Origin of the sequence: Ochrobactrum soli, assembly GCF_003664555.1 — a bacterium.
GTDB classification, from domain to species: Bacteria; Pseudomonadota; Alphaproteobacteria; order Rhizobiales; family Rhizobiaceae; genus Brucella; species Brucella teleogrylli.
On the sequence record NZ_RCHH01000004.1, the window covers coordinates 50,198 to 67,302 of the forward strand.

The window sequence follows — 17,105 nt, forward strand, 5'->3', positions numbered from 1 at the left end:
GTTAAGAGGCAGAGGAATATGCTACAGGTGAGTACGAGCGTGGAGGAGGGCCGTATCAGCCCTACGCTGCGAGAGAATTTTGCGCGTCTTCTTGCGCCCCGCGCCATGGCCTTCATTGGTGGTGGTCAGGTCGAGGCAACATTGAAAACCCTGCGTCAGCAGGATTATGCTGGCGATGTCTATGTGGTGAATCCCAAACGCAGCGAAATCGCCGGATATAAATGCATTCCGTCGATTGCCGATCTGCCTGTTTCGCCTGATGCGGTATTTCTGGCCGTCAATGCCGATGCGACCATCACCGCATTGCATGAACTGTCGGCCATGAAGGCGGGTGGTGTCGTTTGCTATGCTTCCGGCTTTTCCGAAATTGGCGCAGCGGGTTTTGAACGCAATCTGGCTTTTGTCGAAGCTGCAGGCGACATGGCGGTGGTCGGCCCGAATTGTTATGGCCTCGTCAATTACGTCAATCATGGCTCGATCTGGCCAGCACTTTACCCGAAGTTGCAGAACAGTCGCGGCGCGGCGGTCATTTCCCAGAGTGGCAACGTCACCGGGCATCTGGTTTCCAACGGTCGTTCGGTGCCTTATTCCTATCTGATCAGCGCGGGCAACCAGGCCGTTCTCGGCTTTGAAGACTATATTGATTACCTCATCGATGACCCGAACGTGACCTGTTTGGGTCTGTTTATGGAAGGCATACGTGATGTGGCCGCGTTCTCGCAGGCCGCCTTGCGGGCGCGTGCAAAGCGCATTCCGGTCATCGTCTGCCGTTCCGGGCGTTCAGAACTTGGTGCGGTGATGGCCGCCAGCCATACGAGTTCGCTGGCCGGGCAAAATGAATATTATGAAGCATTGTTTGCCCGTCTCGGCGTGATCGAGACCGATACGGTCCCGCAATTCCTCGAAATGATGAAGCTTGCTTCGATTGCCGCACCGCTTGAAGGCGAGCGCATCACCGTGTTTTCCAGTTCCGGCGGCGATAATGGCCTGGCTGCGGATTATTGTTCCTTTGCTGGCCTGCAATTGCCACAGCCAAGTCAGCAACAGAAAGCTATCATCAAGCCGACATTGCCTGATTTTGGTCATGTGTCCAACCCGCTCGATTTCACAGCAGGCTATTGGGGCAGCGAAGAACTGCTGACACCCATGTTCACCACCATGCTGAACGGTGATTACGATGCGGCCATGCTGGTGATCGATTATCCGCCGGTCGGATCGCCCTACAAGGATAAATCCGCGCATCAGGCTATGGACCGAGCTCTGGCTGCAGCTGGCAAGATTGCGGATAAGCCGGTATTTCATGCATCGGTGAATACGGAAAGCATACCGCCAGAAGATGCCGAAGCGCTGATCGCGCAAGGGATAGTCCCTCTGAATGGTCTGCATGATGCTGCGCAGGTTGTCGCGAAATGGGCGAATTATTGCAAAATGGTTGGGTGCGACCGGCGGCAGGGCGATGCTGCCCTGGAACCCAAAGTCCCGTTTGCAGTCACCGCCTTGCCTTCAAACGGCGTGACAGTGAATGAAGCGGAATCCAAGCGGCGATTGAGCTCCTATGGGTTGAATGTGCCGAACGGCAACATTTTGACCATTGAGACGATCCGCGAACTGCCGGAAACCTTCGACACCCCGATGGTTCTGAAGGTTCTGCACGATCAGCTGGCGCATAAGACAGAAGTTGGCGGTGTTGCTCTCAACATTCGTAGCCGAAATGATGCCATCGCTGCAGCCGAGCGCATGGTCGCATCGGTCAAACAGCACGATGCTTCAATCGAGCTTACGACATTTCTGATGGAACCGATGCAAGCGGCCCCACTTGCTGAACTGATCGTCGGCGTCAAACGCGACCCGCTGTTTGGGCTGGTTCTCGTCATCGGTGCAGGCGGTATTCTGGTGGAGCTGTTGAAGGACGCCACACCATTGCTGTTACCGGTCAGTCGTGCAGACGTTGAAAATGCACTACGCGGACTGAAGAGCTTTGCGCTTCTCGACGGTTTTCGCGGCAAGCCAAAGGTGCAACTGGAGCCGGTTATTGATGCTGTCATGGCCATTGCGGCCTATGCTGGCGATCATCGGCATAATTTGCTCGAACTAGACGTCAATCCGTTGATGCTGGGATCCGACAGCGCCATCGCTGTGGACGCCCTCATCATAGAACATCGTTAGAATGAAGCCGTTGGCCGCCGTCGGCGTATGGCGGCCATGTTCACTCAAGTCCGACTGGAAACATTATGAACAGACCGCATCTCACTGGAGCGGAAGCGCTCGTCCATAGTCTTGTTGCTGCCAAGGTAGATACCTGCTTTGCCAATCCCGGCACGAGTGAAATGCATTTTGTCGCGGCGCTTGATCGGATACCCGGTATCCGCTGTGTGCTGGGTTTGCAGGAGAATGTGGTGACCGGGATGGCCGACGGCTATTTCCGCGTCACGCAGCGCCCGGCGGTAACACTGCTGCATTGCGGTCCAGGTTATGCCAATGGCATTGCCAATGTTCATAATGCGCGTCGTGCTGGCAGCGGCATGCTCAATATTGTCGGCGATCATGCAACAGATCATGTTGCGCATGACAGTCCGTTGACTGCCGATGTGGAAGCGCTCGTAGGGGGCAGTTCAGAATGGCACCGCTTCGGCACAAAACCGGCATCAATCGGTGCCGATGCTATGGCTGGTCTGAAAGAGGCCTCTTTTGGCTATGGCCAGATCGCGTCTCTGGTGTTGCCCGCAGACGTGTCATGGAGCGAAGGCGGCGTAACGGCGGAACTTGGGGGTATAGAAGGGCCGTCTCCAATGGACCCGGCAGTCGTGACGCAAGTTGCCGAAGCTCTGAAATCTGGCCGCAAGGCGGTCATCATCCTCGGTAATCCGGCGGTGGTCGAAGAGTTGCATCCCTTACTCAAGGGCATTGCCGACCAAACCGGCGCTGAATTGATGGGAAGTTCAACCATTTCCAACATGCCGAAGGGTAAAGGGCGGTTGGTGCTGCCAGTCGTGCCTTATGTGGTAACGGAAGCGCTACGGTGTCTTGATCCTTATGATCTGGTCGTGCTGGTCAATTGTCCGCCGCCAGTGGGCTTCTTCCGCTATCCCGGTCTGCCGAGCCTGCTGCATCGCGCCGATGCCGAGGTTCTGACTCTGACGACCGCTCATCAGGACGCGAAGGGTGCGTTGACTGCTTTGGCCACAGCGCTTGGGGCTCGTGAAAGCGACATCGCCATCCAGAATGGAGAGATCGAAGTGCCGGTGGATGGTCCGGTAACGCCGGATACTCTGGCCCAGATTGTAGCGCGTCAGATTCCGGAAAACAGCATCATCGTCAATGAGGCGCTGACCTCAGGAGGCGGTTTTGCTGCGGTCATGCCATTGGCTGCTCCGTGTGATTGGTTGACTGTGACAGGCGGTGCAATCGGGGGAGGACTGCCGCTCGCAACGGGCGCTGCCATCGGGGCGGAAGCGGTCGGCGACAAGGGACGACGGGTCATCGCTTTGCAGGCTGACGGTTCCGCCGCCTATACGGTCCAGGCATTGTGGACGCAGGCCCGCGAAAACTTGCCCGTCACCACATTGCTGCTCGACAATCGCTCCTACGCCATTCTGCTCGGAGAATATGCCAAGGTTGGTGCCGAACCCGGCCCGACAGCGCTCGACATGATGAGCTTGGTCCGGCCGGAAATTGACTGGGTATCGATTGCACGGGGCTTTGGCGTCGAGGCGGTGACAGTGACCACCAATAGCGAGCTGGATTTAGCCTTGACCAAAGCTCTGGCCAAGGATGGGCCGGTGCTCATCGATGTACGGCTGGACTGAGATCACGTCATGCAGAATCTGATAGCAAAAGTCGCGGGTGCCGAGACAACCGGAATAAAGAAAGTCGGGATCATCGGAGCCGGCGCAATGGGGGCGGGTATTGCAGCGCAGTTTGCCGATGCCGGTATTGCCGTTGAACTGCTGGATATTGCCCGTGGCGTCAACCGTATCGAACCGGCGGAAACCGGGATTTCCCGCCAGCTTAAATTGGGCGGGTTTACGACGCCGGAGGCTGCAGCCCGAATACGCCCCGGCAATATTGACGATCATTTCGCCCGGTTACAGGATGCAGACTGGGTCATTGAGGCGGTGGTGGAAAAACTCGACATTAAACGCGAGTTGTTCCGGAAAATTGCACCCCATCTGAAACCGTCGGCAATTCTCTCTTCGAACACATCAACCATCCCGCGTCATGATCTGGTTGCTGATATGGAAAGCAGTCTTGCACGCCGCTTTGCCATCACGCATTTCTTCAATCCGCCACGACTGATGCCGCTTCTGGAAGTTGTTGTCGACGATCAGGCTGATCCTGACCTGCGCGATCAGTTGCATCAAGCGGCCAGATTATTGCTGGGCAAAACACCGATTGATTGCCATGACACGCCAGGCTTCATAGCCAACCGTATCGGCTGTTTCTGGATAGCGGTGTCGGTCACGGAAGCTTGTCGTTTTGGACTGGATATCGAAACTGCCGACGCTGTGCAGACGGTACTCGGAGTTCCAAATACCGGTGTTTTCGGGTTGCTCGATCTGATTGGCATTGACCTCGTGCCAACCATATGGGGCGGTTTGATGCAGGCGCTGCCGAAAGATGATGCCTTGCAGGACTATAATCTGCCGGGCAATCCGCTCATCATTGAATTGCTGGCAAAAGGGTCGTTTGGGCGCAAGGCGGGCGGCGGGTTCTACCGCAAGACCGCCGATGGGCAGTTCGAAGTGCTCGATACTGACAAAATGCTTTATCGCGCCACTCGCCCGGTGCCGTTGCCTACGGAATTGCATGACCTGCTTAGCAAACAAGGTCCGGTTGGGAACTATGCGCGTTCGGTGTTGCGCAAGCTGGTGCGCTACTGCGAGACACATCTGTCCGAGATTGCGTCGGACGCTGGTGCAATCGATACCGCCATGCAGCTTGGCTATTCCTGGCGCGAGGGGCCCTTTGCACTCGCAGCCAAAGCCGCAGAAATCATCGATTTTTAATGTGATTTGCCCCAGTTCTTATCAACCAGACCATAACGCGATGTACGCATCGACGGGAGCCATCCAGTTGGCTGCGATTATGTCTGGCACCGATGCAATTGGGGCAGCAAAATTCGAAGGAGTCAGGAATGAAAGTCCTTGTCGCAGTAAAACGGGTTGTCGATTACAACGTAAAGATCCGTGTGAAGGGAGACGGTTCGGGCGTTGAGCTTGCCAACGTCAAGATGTCGATGAACCCTTTTGACGAGATTGCGGTTGAAGAGGCGATCCGTCTGAAGGAAGCGGGCAAGGTAACGGAGATCGTGGCTGTTTCGGTTGGTCCGGCACAGGCGCAGGAAACGCTGCGCACGGCGCTCGCCATGGGTGCGGACCGCGCCATTCTGGTCAAGACCGACGAGACGGTCGAGCCACTCGGCGTCGCCAAGGTGTTGAAGGGCGTTGTCGAGGCTGAACAGCCGGACCTCGTCTTCCTCGGCAAGCAGGCAATCGACGACGATGCCAACCAGACCGGCCAGATGCTGTCGGCGCTCTTGAACTGGAGCCAGGCAACCTTTGCCTCCAAGGTGGAACTGGCTGATGGTTCGGCCAAGGTCACGCGCGAAGTGGATGGCGGTCTGCAGACCATCGATGTGAAGCTTCCGGCGATTGTCACGGTTGATCTTCGTTTGAACCAGCCGCGTTATGCGTCGTTGCCCAATATCATGAAGGCGAAGAAGAAGCCGCTGGACGAGAAGTCGCCTGCCGATTTCGGCGCCGATATTGCACCGCGCCTCAAGGTGCTGAAGACCGAAGAGCCGGGTGGTCGCAAGGCTGGCGTCAAGGTCGGTTCGGTCTCTGAACTGGTTGAAAAACTCAAAGCCGATGGCGTGCTGTAATAAATCGGAAGGGACGAGATAAATGGCTATTCTTCTTATTGCCGAACATGACAATGCAACCCTTTCGGACCAGACGGCAAAGGCGCTGACGGCAGCTGCCCAGATCGGCGGCGATGTCGATATTCTGGTTGCAGGCAAGGGTGCAAAATCTGCAGCCGATGCAGCCGCCAAGCTCAAAGGCGTGCGCAAGGTTCTGCTGGCTGAAAGCGATGCGCTGGAAAACCGTCTGGCCGAGCCAACGGCAGCGCTCATCGTGGAACTGGCCGCCAATTACGACACGATCATCGCTCCGGCGACGACCTCGGCCAAGAACATCCTGCCGCGCGTTGCAGCGCTTCTCGATGTGATGCAGTTGTCCGAAATCATGGAAGTGGTGTCAGCGGATACGTTCAAGCGTCCGATCTATGCGGGCAACGCAATCCAGACAGTGCAGTCTACCGACGCCAAGAAGGTGATCACCGTTCGCACGGCCTCCTTCTCCGCAACGGGCGAGGGCGGTTCGGCTGCCGTCGAGAACGCAACGGTGCCTGCCGATCCGGCGCTGTCGAGCTTTGTTGGCAATGCGCTGTCGGCTTCGGATCGTCCGGAACTGACCTCGGCCAAGATCATCATCTCAGGCGGTCGTGCACTTGGTTCGGCTGAAAAGTTCCAGGAGGTGATCCTTCCGGTTGCCGACAAGCTCGGTGCGGCGGTTGGCGCCAGCCGTGCGGCAGTCGATGCGGGCTATGCGCCAAATGACTGGCAGGTCGGCCAGACCGGCAAGGTGGTTGCACCGGAGCTTTACATCGCCGTCGGTATTTCCGGCGCGATCCAGCATCTGGCTGGCATGAAGGACAGCCGCGTCATCGTCGCCATCAACAAGGATGAAGAAGCGCCGATCTTCCAGGTTGCTGATTATGGGCTGGTGGCTGATTTGTTCCAGGCTTTGCCTGAAATGGCTGACAAGGTTTAAGGAAGACCAACATGAAACGTTCAGTGGTTATTGCTTCCGGGGTTCGCACGCCAATCGGAGATTTTGGTGGCTCTCTTGCAGGTATTCCTCCGTGTGAACTGGGAGCCGCAGTGGCGCGCGAAGCGATCGCGCGTGCTGGCATCGAGCCCGATCAGGTTGAGCAGACAGTCTTCGGCAATGTCATTCACACCAGACCGGAAGATATGTATATTTCGCGCGTCGTTGCGGTTCGTGCTGGGGTTCCTCACACGTCGCCTGCGTTGACTTTGAACCGCTTGTGCGGTTCGGGCCTTCAGGCGGTCGTTTCCGCTGCCGAACAGATTGAGCTTGGCAAAGCCGATATCGTGCTTGCTGGCGGTGCGGAGAGCATGAGCCGCTCTGGCCATTTACTGACGCAGGCACGCAACGGTCAGAAGATGGGCGATGTGACCGCGATCGATATGATGGTGGGGGCTCTGACCGATCCTTTCGGTCACGGTCAAATGGGCATGACCGCTGAGAATATTGCCGAACGGTCAGGCATCGATCGGGCAAAGCAGGATTCTTTCGCGGTTGAATCGCACCGTCGAGCGGCAGCAGCAATCGCAGATGGCCGCTTTAGCAGCCAGATACTGCCAATTACCGTCAAGCAAGGTCGGACAGAAAAGCTGTTTGATACGGATGAACATGTGCGCAGCAATGTTTCTCTGGAGGATATGGCCAAGCTGCGCCCTGCTTTTAGCAAGGACGGCACCGTAACGGCGGGCAATGCATCGGGTCTCAACGATGGTGCGGCAGCTCTGATTCTTATGGAGGAGGGTGTCGCTAAGGCCCATGGCGTCAAGGCATTAGGCCGCATTATCGCAACCGGACTCGGTGGCGTCGCACCCGAGGTAATGGGTATGGGCCCCGTTCCCGCCAGCCGACAGGCTTTGCAGCGGGCGGGTCTGACCGTAGCCGATATGGACGTGATCGAATCCAACGAAGCGTTTGCGGCGCAGGCCTGTGCGGTCAGCGCGGAATTGGAGTTTCCGGAAGATAAGGTCAATCCGAATGGCGGCGCCGTTGCTCTCGGCCATCCGGTAGGAGCGTCGGGAGCGATCATCCTCATCAAGCTTTGCTATGAACTGGAACGTATCGGTGGCCGCTACGGGTTGGCAACGATGTGTATTGGTGGCGGGCAGGGTATTGCGATGGTGGTCGAGCGGGTCTAAGAAGCAAGCCGGGAGCGAGGAGGCTTCTCTCAACGACGACCAGTTCTGGTCTGAAAGCGATCCATGACAGAAAAACACTCTCATCGCGGGCTTGTTGTAGCCGCGATCATGGCGAGCATGGCCATGATCGCCGTCGAGGCAACGATTGTGTCTACCGCAATGCCGCAGATTGCAGCACAGCTGGGACAACTCAATCTGTATTCCTGGGTTTTTTCGTCATTCCTGTTGACCCAGACCGCGACGACCGTCGTGTTTGGAAAGCTTGCAGACATTTATGGTCGCAAGCCCGTTCTTATTTTCGGTATCGCGCTGTTCCTCGCCGCTTCGGTCTTGGCAGGCTTCGCCTGGTCGATGCCTTCGATGATCGTCTTCCGGCTTTTGCAGGGCATCGGCGCAGGGGCGATCCAGCCTGCGGCCATGACTGTGGTGGCGGACCTTTTTCCCGGAGCGCAGCGTAGCAAGGTCCAAGGGTATCTTGCCAGTGTATGGGCTTTGTCAGCCGTCGTCGGCCCGTTGCTTGGCAGTCTCATCATTCACAATCTGAGCTGGGCCTGGGTTTTCTGGATCAATGTTCCCGTCGGTATTCTGGCGGCATCTGGTTTTCTTCTCTTCCTGCATGAAGAGAAGCGGACAAAACCGGTCTCGGTCGACGTACTCGGCGCGGCACTTTTCGCTGTCTCCATTTCGTCATTGATGATTGCGCTTACCCTGATGGAGAGCGCGGTTTCGCTGGAGGGAATTCTGGCATTCATTCTCTTCGGCGTTTCGTTGATTGCCTTCATCTGGCAGGAACGCCGCACGAAGGAACCCATGGTCGCGCCCGACCTGTGGCTGAAGCGTCCTATAGCTTTTTCCAATCTTGCAGTTTTCCTGGCCAGCATGTCGATTATGGGCCTGACGACATTTTTGCCGATGTATGTGCAGACGGTTCTCGACCGTTCTCCCGTGGTCGCGGGCTTTGCCCTCACTATGCTGCTGCTGGGTTGGCCCTGCGGGGCAACAATTGCATCGCGACAGTTTACGCGTTTTGGGCTGCGTCCAATCATGATCGTCGGAAGCATCTGTATTCCAATCGGAACCTCTCTGCTTGTCATGCTCACCCCGTCAAGTTCGGCAACAATGGCTGGAGCCGGTTCTCTGATCATGGGTTTCGGCATGGGGCTGCTTAACATCGGGGCACTAATCTTGACGCAGGACAGCGTAAGCTGGTCAGAGCGTGGCAGCGCTACGGCATCGAATGTTTTCTCGCGTAATTTGGGAAGCACACTCGGCGCGGCCATTCTGGGCGCAGTGCTCACCTACGGTCTTGCGAATGCCAACCACGGTGAAGCGATTACGTCAGAACAACTTCGTGACCTGCTGAATGGGGCGGAGATGTTGATTGATCAGCACGAGCTACGGCTGGCGCTTCAGCACGCGCTGCACGCGACCTTTGTAGCGATGATGCTTATCGCGGTGCTGATCGTGCCTGCCTGCCTCTGTGTGCCAAAGACCAAGAAGACATATGAGAGTGATTTACAAGAGGCGTGAGCCTCTCACCTTGAGAATAAGCGAACCGGTCTGGTTTCCATTTTGCGTTCGAGTCTCAACATCATCGGTGCACCGGGGTGTTGAGTGCTTGGGCAACAGCAGAAGGAGACGGGCAAAGCAGGCCGTTTCAACATATAACTGCGCCGCAGAATAAATTTATCGCAATGCAGAAGATTTAAGTTGCCTGATCTTTGAGATTTCGTCCCGCAGCCGAGAAACTATCTGAGGCTGATCCCTAGACGTGCGCTTTGCGCGAAGGGGTCACCCGATGTAATGCTCAGCGAAAGTGGATGTACCGATGCCCTATCAGTTAAGCCTTCTCGACAAGAGCCCGGTAGCACAAGCGGGCAATGCGGAAGCCGCTCTTGCGAACACCGTATCTTATGCTCAGGCGGCCGAACAAGCGGGCTACAAGCGGTTCTGGGTTGCGGAGCATCATCACGCGGAGGAACTGGCCGGGCCTTCGCCGGAGGTGCTTGTTTCCTATCTTCTGGCATCGACAAAGCGGATCAGAATTGGTTCTGGCGGCGTGATGCTTCAGCATTACAGCCCTTATAAAGTTGCCGAAAACTTCAACCTTCTGGCGGCCCTTGGGCGCGGGCGCGTGGATCTCGGTGTCGGCAAGGCGCCGGGCGGACTTCCTTTATCAACCAAGGCGTTACAGCAGGAAACAGGCAGCGAAAAGCGCCTCGATTTCAATAGCAAGCTTGAGCAGCTCACTGCGTTTCTTGGCGGTGGCAAGATCGCTTCGGGTCCGTTTGAAGGATTGGCTGCAACGCCTAAACCACAGCTGTCTGCGGAAAAATTCGTGCTTGGCGCAAGCCCGGAAAGCGCGTTGCTTGCCGCACATTCCGGCTGGGATTTTGTCTATGCCGGTCATTTGAATGGTGATACTGCCAATCTGCAGAAAACGTTCGACGCCTATCACAAAGTGACCGGAAAGGTGCCGGTTCTGGCGCTTGGCGCAGTGGTTGCCGAGAGCGAAGACGCGGTTGATACTGCGGTCTCAAAAATCAAAATCTTCAAGGTGCATCTCGCCTCCGGACAATCCGTTTCGGTTGGCACACAGGAGGCCGCCGCTGAGTTTGCGCGGCAGGCTGGAGAGGCTGATTACCGGGTTGAAGAAAAGCATCCAAATGTGCTCGCAGGCTCGGCAAAGCAGGTGAAGCAGAAGCTCGATGAACTGCACGAGCAATATGGGGTGGCCGAGTTTGTGCTCGAGTTCCCCACTGTTTCTCATGAGCAAAGATTAGCTGCCATCGAAGGCCTGGCAGGCGAACGTCTGGCAATTGCCGCCTGATCCAAAGCCACTGGCGATAAGGAGTATCTAAAATGGGTTCCAAGCAGATCAGATTCGGTGTGATGCTTCAGGGTGCGGGCGGACATATGAATGCCTGGAAACATCCATCCGGGCCGGCAGATGCAAGCGTGAATCTCCAGTTTTTCATCGATACGGCGCGCAAGTCCGAAGAGGCTGGTATCAGCTTCGCTTTCATCGCCGACGGGCTTTATATCAACGAGATTTCCATTCCGCATTTTCTCAATCGCTTTGAGCCTTTGACCGTCCTTTCGGCGCTCGCAGCGAATACGAAGCGCATTGGTCTCGCAGGCACGGTTTCGACATCCTATAGCGATCCATTTACGATTGCGCGACAGTTTGCATCGCTTGATCTCATCTCCGGCGGGCGTGCGGGCTGGAATGTGGTGACATCGCCGCTTGAAGGGTCGGGCCGCAACTATGGCAAGCCACACCCAGAACACGCGTTACGCTATGAAATCGCCGATGAATATCTCGAAGTGACTAAAGGTCTTTGGGATTCATGGGATGAAGACGCCTTTGTTCGCGATCGTGAGAGCGGACAGTTCTACAAGCCGGAGGGTTTCCATCGGCTCGACCATAAGGGGCGCTTCTTCTCGGTTGAAGGGCCACTCAATATCCAGCGCTCGCCTCAGGGCCAGCCCGTCATCTTTCAGGCCGGTGCTTCGGAAGCGGGTGTAGGACTTGCGGGTAAACACGCGGACGCCGTCTTCACCAATGCCGGCACCATCAAGGACAGCCAAACATTTTATGCGCAGATTAAAGCCAGCGCTGTTGCGCATGGGCGCTCGCAGGACGATGTCGGCATTTATCCCGGCATTGGTCCCATCGTTGGAAGAACCGATACCGAGGCCGAAGAGAAATATCATGCGATCCGTAATCTCGTAAGCATCAACGAAGCTCTGTCTTATCTCGGTCGCTTCTTCGATCATCATGATTTCACCGCCTATGATCTTGATGCGCCTTTCCCGGATCTTGGTGATGTCGGCAAAAACAGCTTCCGTTCGACAACGGATCGTATCAAGCGCGACGCGGCTGCAAACAGGCTCAGTTTGCGTGAAGTGGCGCTGAATGTTGCCACACCACGCACGTCCTTCATTGGTACGGCGGAAAAAATCGCAGACGAAATCATTCTCTGGAAAGAGCAAAAGGCAGCTGATGGTTTCATCCTCGGCTTCCCGGTGATCGCTGAAGGGCTGGATGATTTCATTGCCCATGTTCTGCCAATTCTGGAAAAGCGCGGATATCATGAAGGCAGTCTGAAATACGACACGCTGCGCGGAAATCTTGGATTGGAGCATCCGCAGAGCCGTTATGCGAAGCCCGTTGAAAACAATGATGCCGAAAGCCACCGAAAGGGTGCGGCATGAATATTCAACGGTCGCCAGACGTAAACCGCAAACTGGAAATCGAGGCGGGTCTTGCCTCGTTTATCGACGAGTTTATCGCTTTGCGTCGCGACATTCATGCTCATCCGGAGCTGGCGTTCGAGGAAACACGAACCTCTGCTCTGGTGGCGGATTATCTCAGTCAGTGGGGCTATGATGTTACAACCGGCGTTGGTGGTTCTGGTGTCGTTGGCACATTGAAACGCGGCAACTCCAGCAAGGCCATTGGTATCAGGGCAGACATGGACGCCCTGCCAATCATCGAAGCAACTGGCCTTGATTACGCAAGCAGCAACTCCGGTTTGATGCACGCATGTGGCCACGACGGACACACGACCATTCTGCTGGCAGCAGCGCGCTATCTCGCTCAGTCTGGTCGTTTTTCCGGTGCGGTGCACCTGATTTTCCAGCCAGCTGAGGAGATCGGGGCTGGCGCCCGACGCATGATCGAGGACGGCCTCTTTGAGCGATTTCCGTGCGATGCCGTCTATGGGCTGCATAACTGGCCGGGCGTGCCCGCAGGCAAGTTCGGCTTTGTGACTGGCCCGGCGATGGCATCGGTGGACCGGGCAAGAATTCGCGTGAACGGCCGTGGCGGTCATGGAGCCGAACCACACAAATCGGTTGATCCGGTTGTGGTGGCTTCATCCATTGTTCTGGCCTTGCAAACGGTGGTCGCGCGCAATCTCGATCCGCTCGATATGGGGGTTGTGACGGTGGCCACCATTCATGGCGGTGATGCGTTGAATGTCATTCCTGCGCATGTTGATCTTGGCATTACCATCCGCTCGTTTTCGCAAGCTGTACGTGAAGAGTTGCGGCGGCGGATTGAAGCTGTCGCGCGTTCACAGGCCGAAAGCTTTGGTGCTGTTGCTGATGTCAATTATCAGTGGGGCTTTCCTGCCCTGATCAACGCAAAAGCCGAGACGGAATTTGCGCGACAGGTCGCGCTAAGCACTTTCCCCACCGGCACAGTTATCGAAGATTTCCGTCCACGTACGGCAAGCGAGGACTTTGCCTTCATGCTTGAACAGAAGCCGGGAACGTATTTCTTCGTCGGCAATGGCGACAGCGCGGGCCTGCATAACCCCAATTATAATTTCAACGATGAAATCCTGCTTCCAGCCGCGTTGTTTTGGGTTCGGCTGACCGAAGCATCGCTGATCTGAGATTGCACGATTTCTTCAACATGGATGTTCCATCATGGCGGATGAATTTCTCTACACTTCAACGACCGATATTCGTGCAGTGCCATTGATCGAGGCCCTGACGATTGAGTACGACACGCGCTACGGCACCTATTTCCATGAAGAGGGTGCAGCCGCCGAAATGAACAGATATCCGCCGGAAGCTTTTGCGCCTCCGCACGGCAATTTCCTGTTGTTGCTTCGTGATGGCCAAACAATCGCTGGTGGCGCATTCATGCGCTATAACGATGTGACCGCCGAGTTCAAGCGCATCTGGACACATAGTGATTTCCGTCGACAGGGATTGGCCAAAAAAGTGCTGGATGAACTGGAAGCGCAGGCGCGTCGGCAGGGTTATAGCCGCGTCTATCTGACCACTGGTTTCCGGCAGCCGGAAGCCAGGGAACTCTATTTGAGAAACGGATATACGGCGCTTTTTGATGTCGCGGCCGATCCCGAAATTTACGGGACGTTGCCATTCGAGAAAAACATCGAGAATATCGGACAAGTTGAATTTCATCCTTCCGACGCCGCTTTAAAACAGGTTGTGTTTGGCTAAGTAGATGCTTGGGCGTTTTGGTGGGTGTTATGAAAAAAACATCCGCCACGGCCTGTTTAAATAGACTTATTTGTTTTGAAACTCGACGCTTCATCTCCGAAACTGAAGTCCGGTGACTTCAAAAGCAGGAATACCTGCAGTGAGTCATAAGTTGAACGGCTATTCGGAGCAGTGTTGATCATGGCTATCGCTACAGAGTTTGCGGGTACGGACAGAGAGACAAGCTCTCGCGTAAGTCCCGGCGATTTCAAACATTATCGCATCGTTCCGGCCCGTTATCCGGCACGCGTCGTTGGCACAGTCATCGCCGCAGGCCTGATTATCGCTGTGTTGCAATCGGTTCTGACCAATCCGAAATGGGGTTGGCCAGTCTTCGCAGAATGGTTCTTCTCGGAGCCTGTTCTCGTCGGTTTGATGCGGACACTGTGGTTGACAGCGCTTGCAACAGTGCTTGGATTTGCATTGGGCACCGCACTCGCGCTGGCTCGCGTTTCACGCTCGCCGCTGTTATCCGGTCTTTCCTGGGCCTATATCTGGCTGCTGCGATCCATTCCACTGATCGTCCTGCTTCTTGTTTTGAACAATCTCGGCTATCTCTATGAAACAGTCAGATTAGGTGTTCCATATACGGATATCACCTTTGCCGAGTATCCTACTGTTCAGATACTCAGTCCGTTTGCTGCTGCTCTCTTAGGGTTGAGCCTCAATCAGGCTGCATTTTCTTCCGAGATCATCCGTGGCGGCATTCTGTCTGTCGATCAGGGGCAGCTCGAAGCTGCCGCCGCACTCGGCCTGCCACGGCGCAGACAAGCCTTCCGCATCGTGCTTCCGCAAGCCATGCGCACGATCCTTCCGACGGGCTTCAACGAGATCATCGGTCTCGCTAAAGGCACATCGATGGTCTATGTCCTTGCGCTGCCGGAACTCTTCTACACGGTGCAAGTCATCTACCGCCGCAATCTCGAAGTCATTCCCCTGCTGATGGTCGCAACCGTCTGGTATCTGATCATCATGACGGTGCTGTCGATCGCCCAATATTACATCGAGCGCCATTTTTCGCGCGGTGCGTTGCGCAATCCACCGCCAGCTATTCTGACACGTCTTTTCGCTCGTTTCATTCCAGCAGAAACTCCGGTTTCGACCAGGGCCGAGCCTGTCGCGCCGACCGAGCCTGATGCACGGATTACTGAAAAACTTGCTGTCAGCGGTTTTACCGGTGTGCGACGCGGTGCGGTGGACATTCACGGTGTATCGAAGAGCTTCGGCAGCAATCTCGTTCTTGATAATGTAAGTCTGCACATCAAGCCCGGGAGCGTGACAGCGATCCTCGGCCCATCGGGTTCGGGCAAGTCGACATTGCTGCGATCCATCAATCATCTGGAGCGTGTGGATGACGGCTTTATCTCGATTGATGACGAACTGTTGGGCTATCGTCAGAGCGGCAAAACCCTCTATGAGTTGAAGGAAAAAGACATTCTGAAAAAGCGCGTCGATGTCGGCATGGTGTTTCAGAACTTCAATCTCTTCCCGCATCTGACCGTGCTGGAAAACATCATCGAAGCACCGATGATTGTCCGTGGCCTGAGCAGGGATGCCGCGACCGTGATTGCAAAACGTCTGCTGGCGCGTGTTGGCCTCAGCGAAAAAATCAATGCGTATCCGCGTCAGCTTTCCGGTGGTCAGCAACAGCGTGTCGCCATCGCCCGCACACTGGCACTTAATCCCAAAGTGATCCTGTTCGACGAGCCGACCTCTGCGCTCGACCCCGAACTGGTGGGTGAAGTGCTGGATGTAATCAAGGAGCTCGCACGCTCTGGCACCACGCTTGTCATCGTAACCCATGAGATCGGCTTTGCCCGTGAAGTGGCGGATACGGTGGTCTTCATGGAAGAGGGCCGCATTCTCGAAACCGGCAGGCCGGAGCAGCTTTTCAATGCGGCAACGCATCCCCGAACCCGGGAGTTTCTAGCAAAAGTCCTCTGACGCCAGAACGCCCGTTTAACACCACAACCCCGACAACCACGATTGCCCTGACGGGGCAATCGGCGGGGATTGTTTGTTCAAAATTCAGAACATTCTCAGGAGTTATTCAATGAAAACAGGTAACTACAAAAGCGCAATATTCGGCGGCCTTCTGGCAGTAGCAACACTGTTCAGCGCGCCAGCTATTTCCGCAGAACTCGATTTGAGCCCGGAGCAGCCAAACCGTCTGCGCACGGAGAAAAGCGATGCCGTTATCAATGCTGTCCCCAAGGATTTCAAGTTCGTGCAGGATGGCAAGTTTGTCGTTGGTATCAATCCTTGGGTGCCCCCAATCAGCACTTATGCTACGGATGCAAAGACCGTGGTGGCCTTCGATCCCGATCTGATTCAGCTGGTTTCTGATACATTAGGGCGCGAGCTTGTGCTGGTGCCGATCGCCTGGGCCGACTGGCCGCTTTCGCTGGAATCCGGTAAGTTCGACGCCGTGATTTCCAATGTGACCGTGACCGAGGAACGCAAGGAAAAGTTCGATTTCTCCACCTATCGCAAGGACGAACTTGGATTTTACGTCAAGGCGGACAGTGCAATCACATCGCTGAAAGAGCCCAAGGACATTGCGGGCCTGAAGGTCATTACCGATCCCGGCACCAATCAGGAAAACATCCTTCTGCAGTGGGACAAGCAGAATGTCGCAGCCGGACTGAAACCCATCGAAGTACAGTATTATGACGATGATGCAGTCAAGGGTCTCGCGATTGAATCCGGTCGTGCGGATGCGGTCTTCAGCGTCAATGCAGTGCAAGCCTATGCCGCAGCGCAGCACGGCAAGACCAAGCTTGTCGGGACGGTGAGCGGTGGCTGGCCGCAGACGGCTGAAGTGGCAATCACTACGCGCAAGGGAAGCGGTCTGGCTGACGCACTGACGCTCTCGCTCAATGAGCTTATCAAGAACGGCAAATATGGACAGGTTCTGGAACGCTGGAGCCTGAGTTCAGAAGCCGTTGACGAAGCTAAAACCAACCCTGCCGGATTGCCTAAAAGCGGATCGTAAGTTCCGCTCGTAACAAAGCGAAATGTAGAGAAATCAGGTCATTACACAGTGTTTTACACTTAA

The 17,105-nt window shown here is 55.7% G+C and carries 13 protein-coding genes; all 13 read left to right on the plus strand.

Translation table 11 applies throughout. The features are described 5' to 3' along the window. The first annotated feature begins 18 nt into the window (after positions 1 to 18). The 13 genes from D8666_RS09800 (at position 19) to D8666_RS09860 (ending at position 17,042) form a co-directional block, all read left to right on the plus strand. Positions 19 to 2,166, plus strand: a complete 2,148-nt coding sequence (locus D8666_RS09800; protein WP_121537519.1) for an acetate--CoA ligase family protein — start codon at positions 19 to 21, stop codon at positions 2,164 to 2,166. Between the two features lie 65 nt (positions 2,167 to 2,231). Further along, entirely contained in the window at positions 2,232 to 3,806 is a 1,575-nt protein-coding gene (locus D8666_RS09805) for an acetolactate synthase large subunit (RefSeq protein ID WP_121537521.1), read from the plus strand. Between the two features lie 9 nt (positions 3,807 to 3,815). Then, the gene (locus D8666_RS09810) at positions 3,816 to 5,006 is read left to right on the plus strand and encodes a 3-hydroxyacyl-CoA dehydrogenase family protein (RefSeq protein ID WP_121537523.1); all 1,191 of its coding nucleotides are present in this window, start codon (positions 3,816 to 3,818) and stop codon (positions 5,004 to 5,006) included. Between the two features lie 128 nt (positions 5,007 to 5,134). Beyond that, complete coding sequence (locus tag D8666_RS09815; protein WP_121537525.1) at positions 5,135 to 5,881, plus strand: electron transfer flavoprotein subunit beta/FixA family protein; 747 nt, start codon at positions 5,135 to 5,137, stop codon at positions 5,879 to 5,881. Positions 5,882 to 5,903: 22 nt separating this feature from the next. Next, entirely contained in the window at positions 5,904 to 6,833 is a 930-nt protein-coding gene (locus D8666_RS09820; protein WP_121537527.1) for an electron transfer flavoprotein subunit alpha/FixB family protein, read from the plus strand. 11 nt (positions 6,834 to 6,844) lie between these two features. Next, on the plus strand, positions 6,845 to 8,026 hold the full coding sequence (gene bktB, locus D8666_RS09825) for a beta-ketothiolase BktB (protein WP_121537529.1): 1,182 nt from the start codon (positions 6,845 to 6,847) through the stop codon (positions 8,024 to 8,026). Positions 8,027 to 8,089: 63 nt separating this feature from the next. Then, a complete protein-coding gene (locus tag D8666_RS09830; protein WP_121537531.1) occupies positions 8,090 to 9,556 on the plus strand; it encodes an MDR family MFS transporter in 1,467 nt (488 codons plus the stop codon). A gap of 298 nt (positions 9,557 to 9,854) precedes the next feature. After that, positions 9,855 to 10,856: an MsnO8 family LLM class oxidoreductase gene (locus D8666_RS09835; protein ID WP_121537533.1), complete on the plus strand. Its 1,002-nt coding sequence runs from the start codon at positions 9,855 to 9,857 to the stop codon at positions 10,854 to 10,856. Between the two features lie 32 nt (positions 10,857 to 10,888). Continuing rightward, the gene (locus D8666_RS09840; RefSeq protein ID WP_121537535.1) at positions 10,889 to 12,244 is read left to right on the plus strand and encodes an LLM class flavin-dependent oxidoreductase; all 1,356 of its coding nucleotides are present in this window, start codon (positions 10,889 to 10,891) and stop codon (positions 12,242 to 12,244) included. Continuing rightward, complete coding sequence (locus D8666_RS09845) at positions 12,241 to 13,431, plus strand: M20 aminoacylase family protein (protein ID WP_121537537.1); 1,191 nt, start codon at positions 12,241 to 12,243, stop codon at positions 13,429 to 13,431. The genes D8666_RS09840 and D8666_RS09845 overlap by 4 nt, the downstream gene beginning before the upstream one ends. 34 nt (positions 13,432 to 13,465) lie before the next feature. Continuing rightward, the gene (locus D8666_RS09850) at positions 13,466 to 14,008 is read left to right on the plus strand and encodes a GNAT family N-acetyltransferase (RefSeq protein WP_121537539.1); all 543 of its coding nucleotides are present in this window, start codon (positions 13,466 to 13,468) and stop codon (positions 14,006 to 14,008) included. A 180-nt stretch (positions 14,009 to 14,188) separates the two neighbouring features. Next, positions 14,189 to 15,991 carry an amino acid ABC transporter permease/ATP-binding protein gene (locus D8666_RS24610; protein ID WP_121537541.1) on the plus strand — a complete coding sequence of 601 codons (1,803 nt, stop codon included), beginning with the start codon at positions 14,189 to 14,191 and terminating at the stop codon, positions 15,989 to 15,991. Between the two features lie 109 nt (positions 15,992 to 16,100). Beyond that, a complete protein-coding gene (locus D8666_RS09860) occupies positions 16,101 to 17,042 on the plus strand; it encodes an ABC transporter substrate-binding protein (RefSeq protein ID WP_121537543.1) in 942 nt (313 codons plus the stop codon). The last annotated feature ends 63 nt before the right edge of the window (positions 17,043 to 17,105 follow it).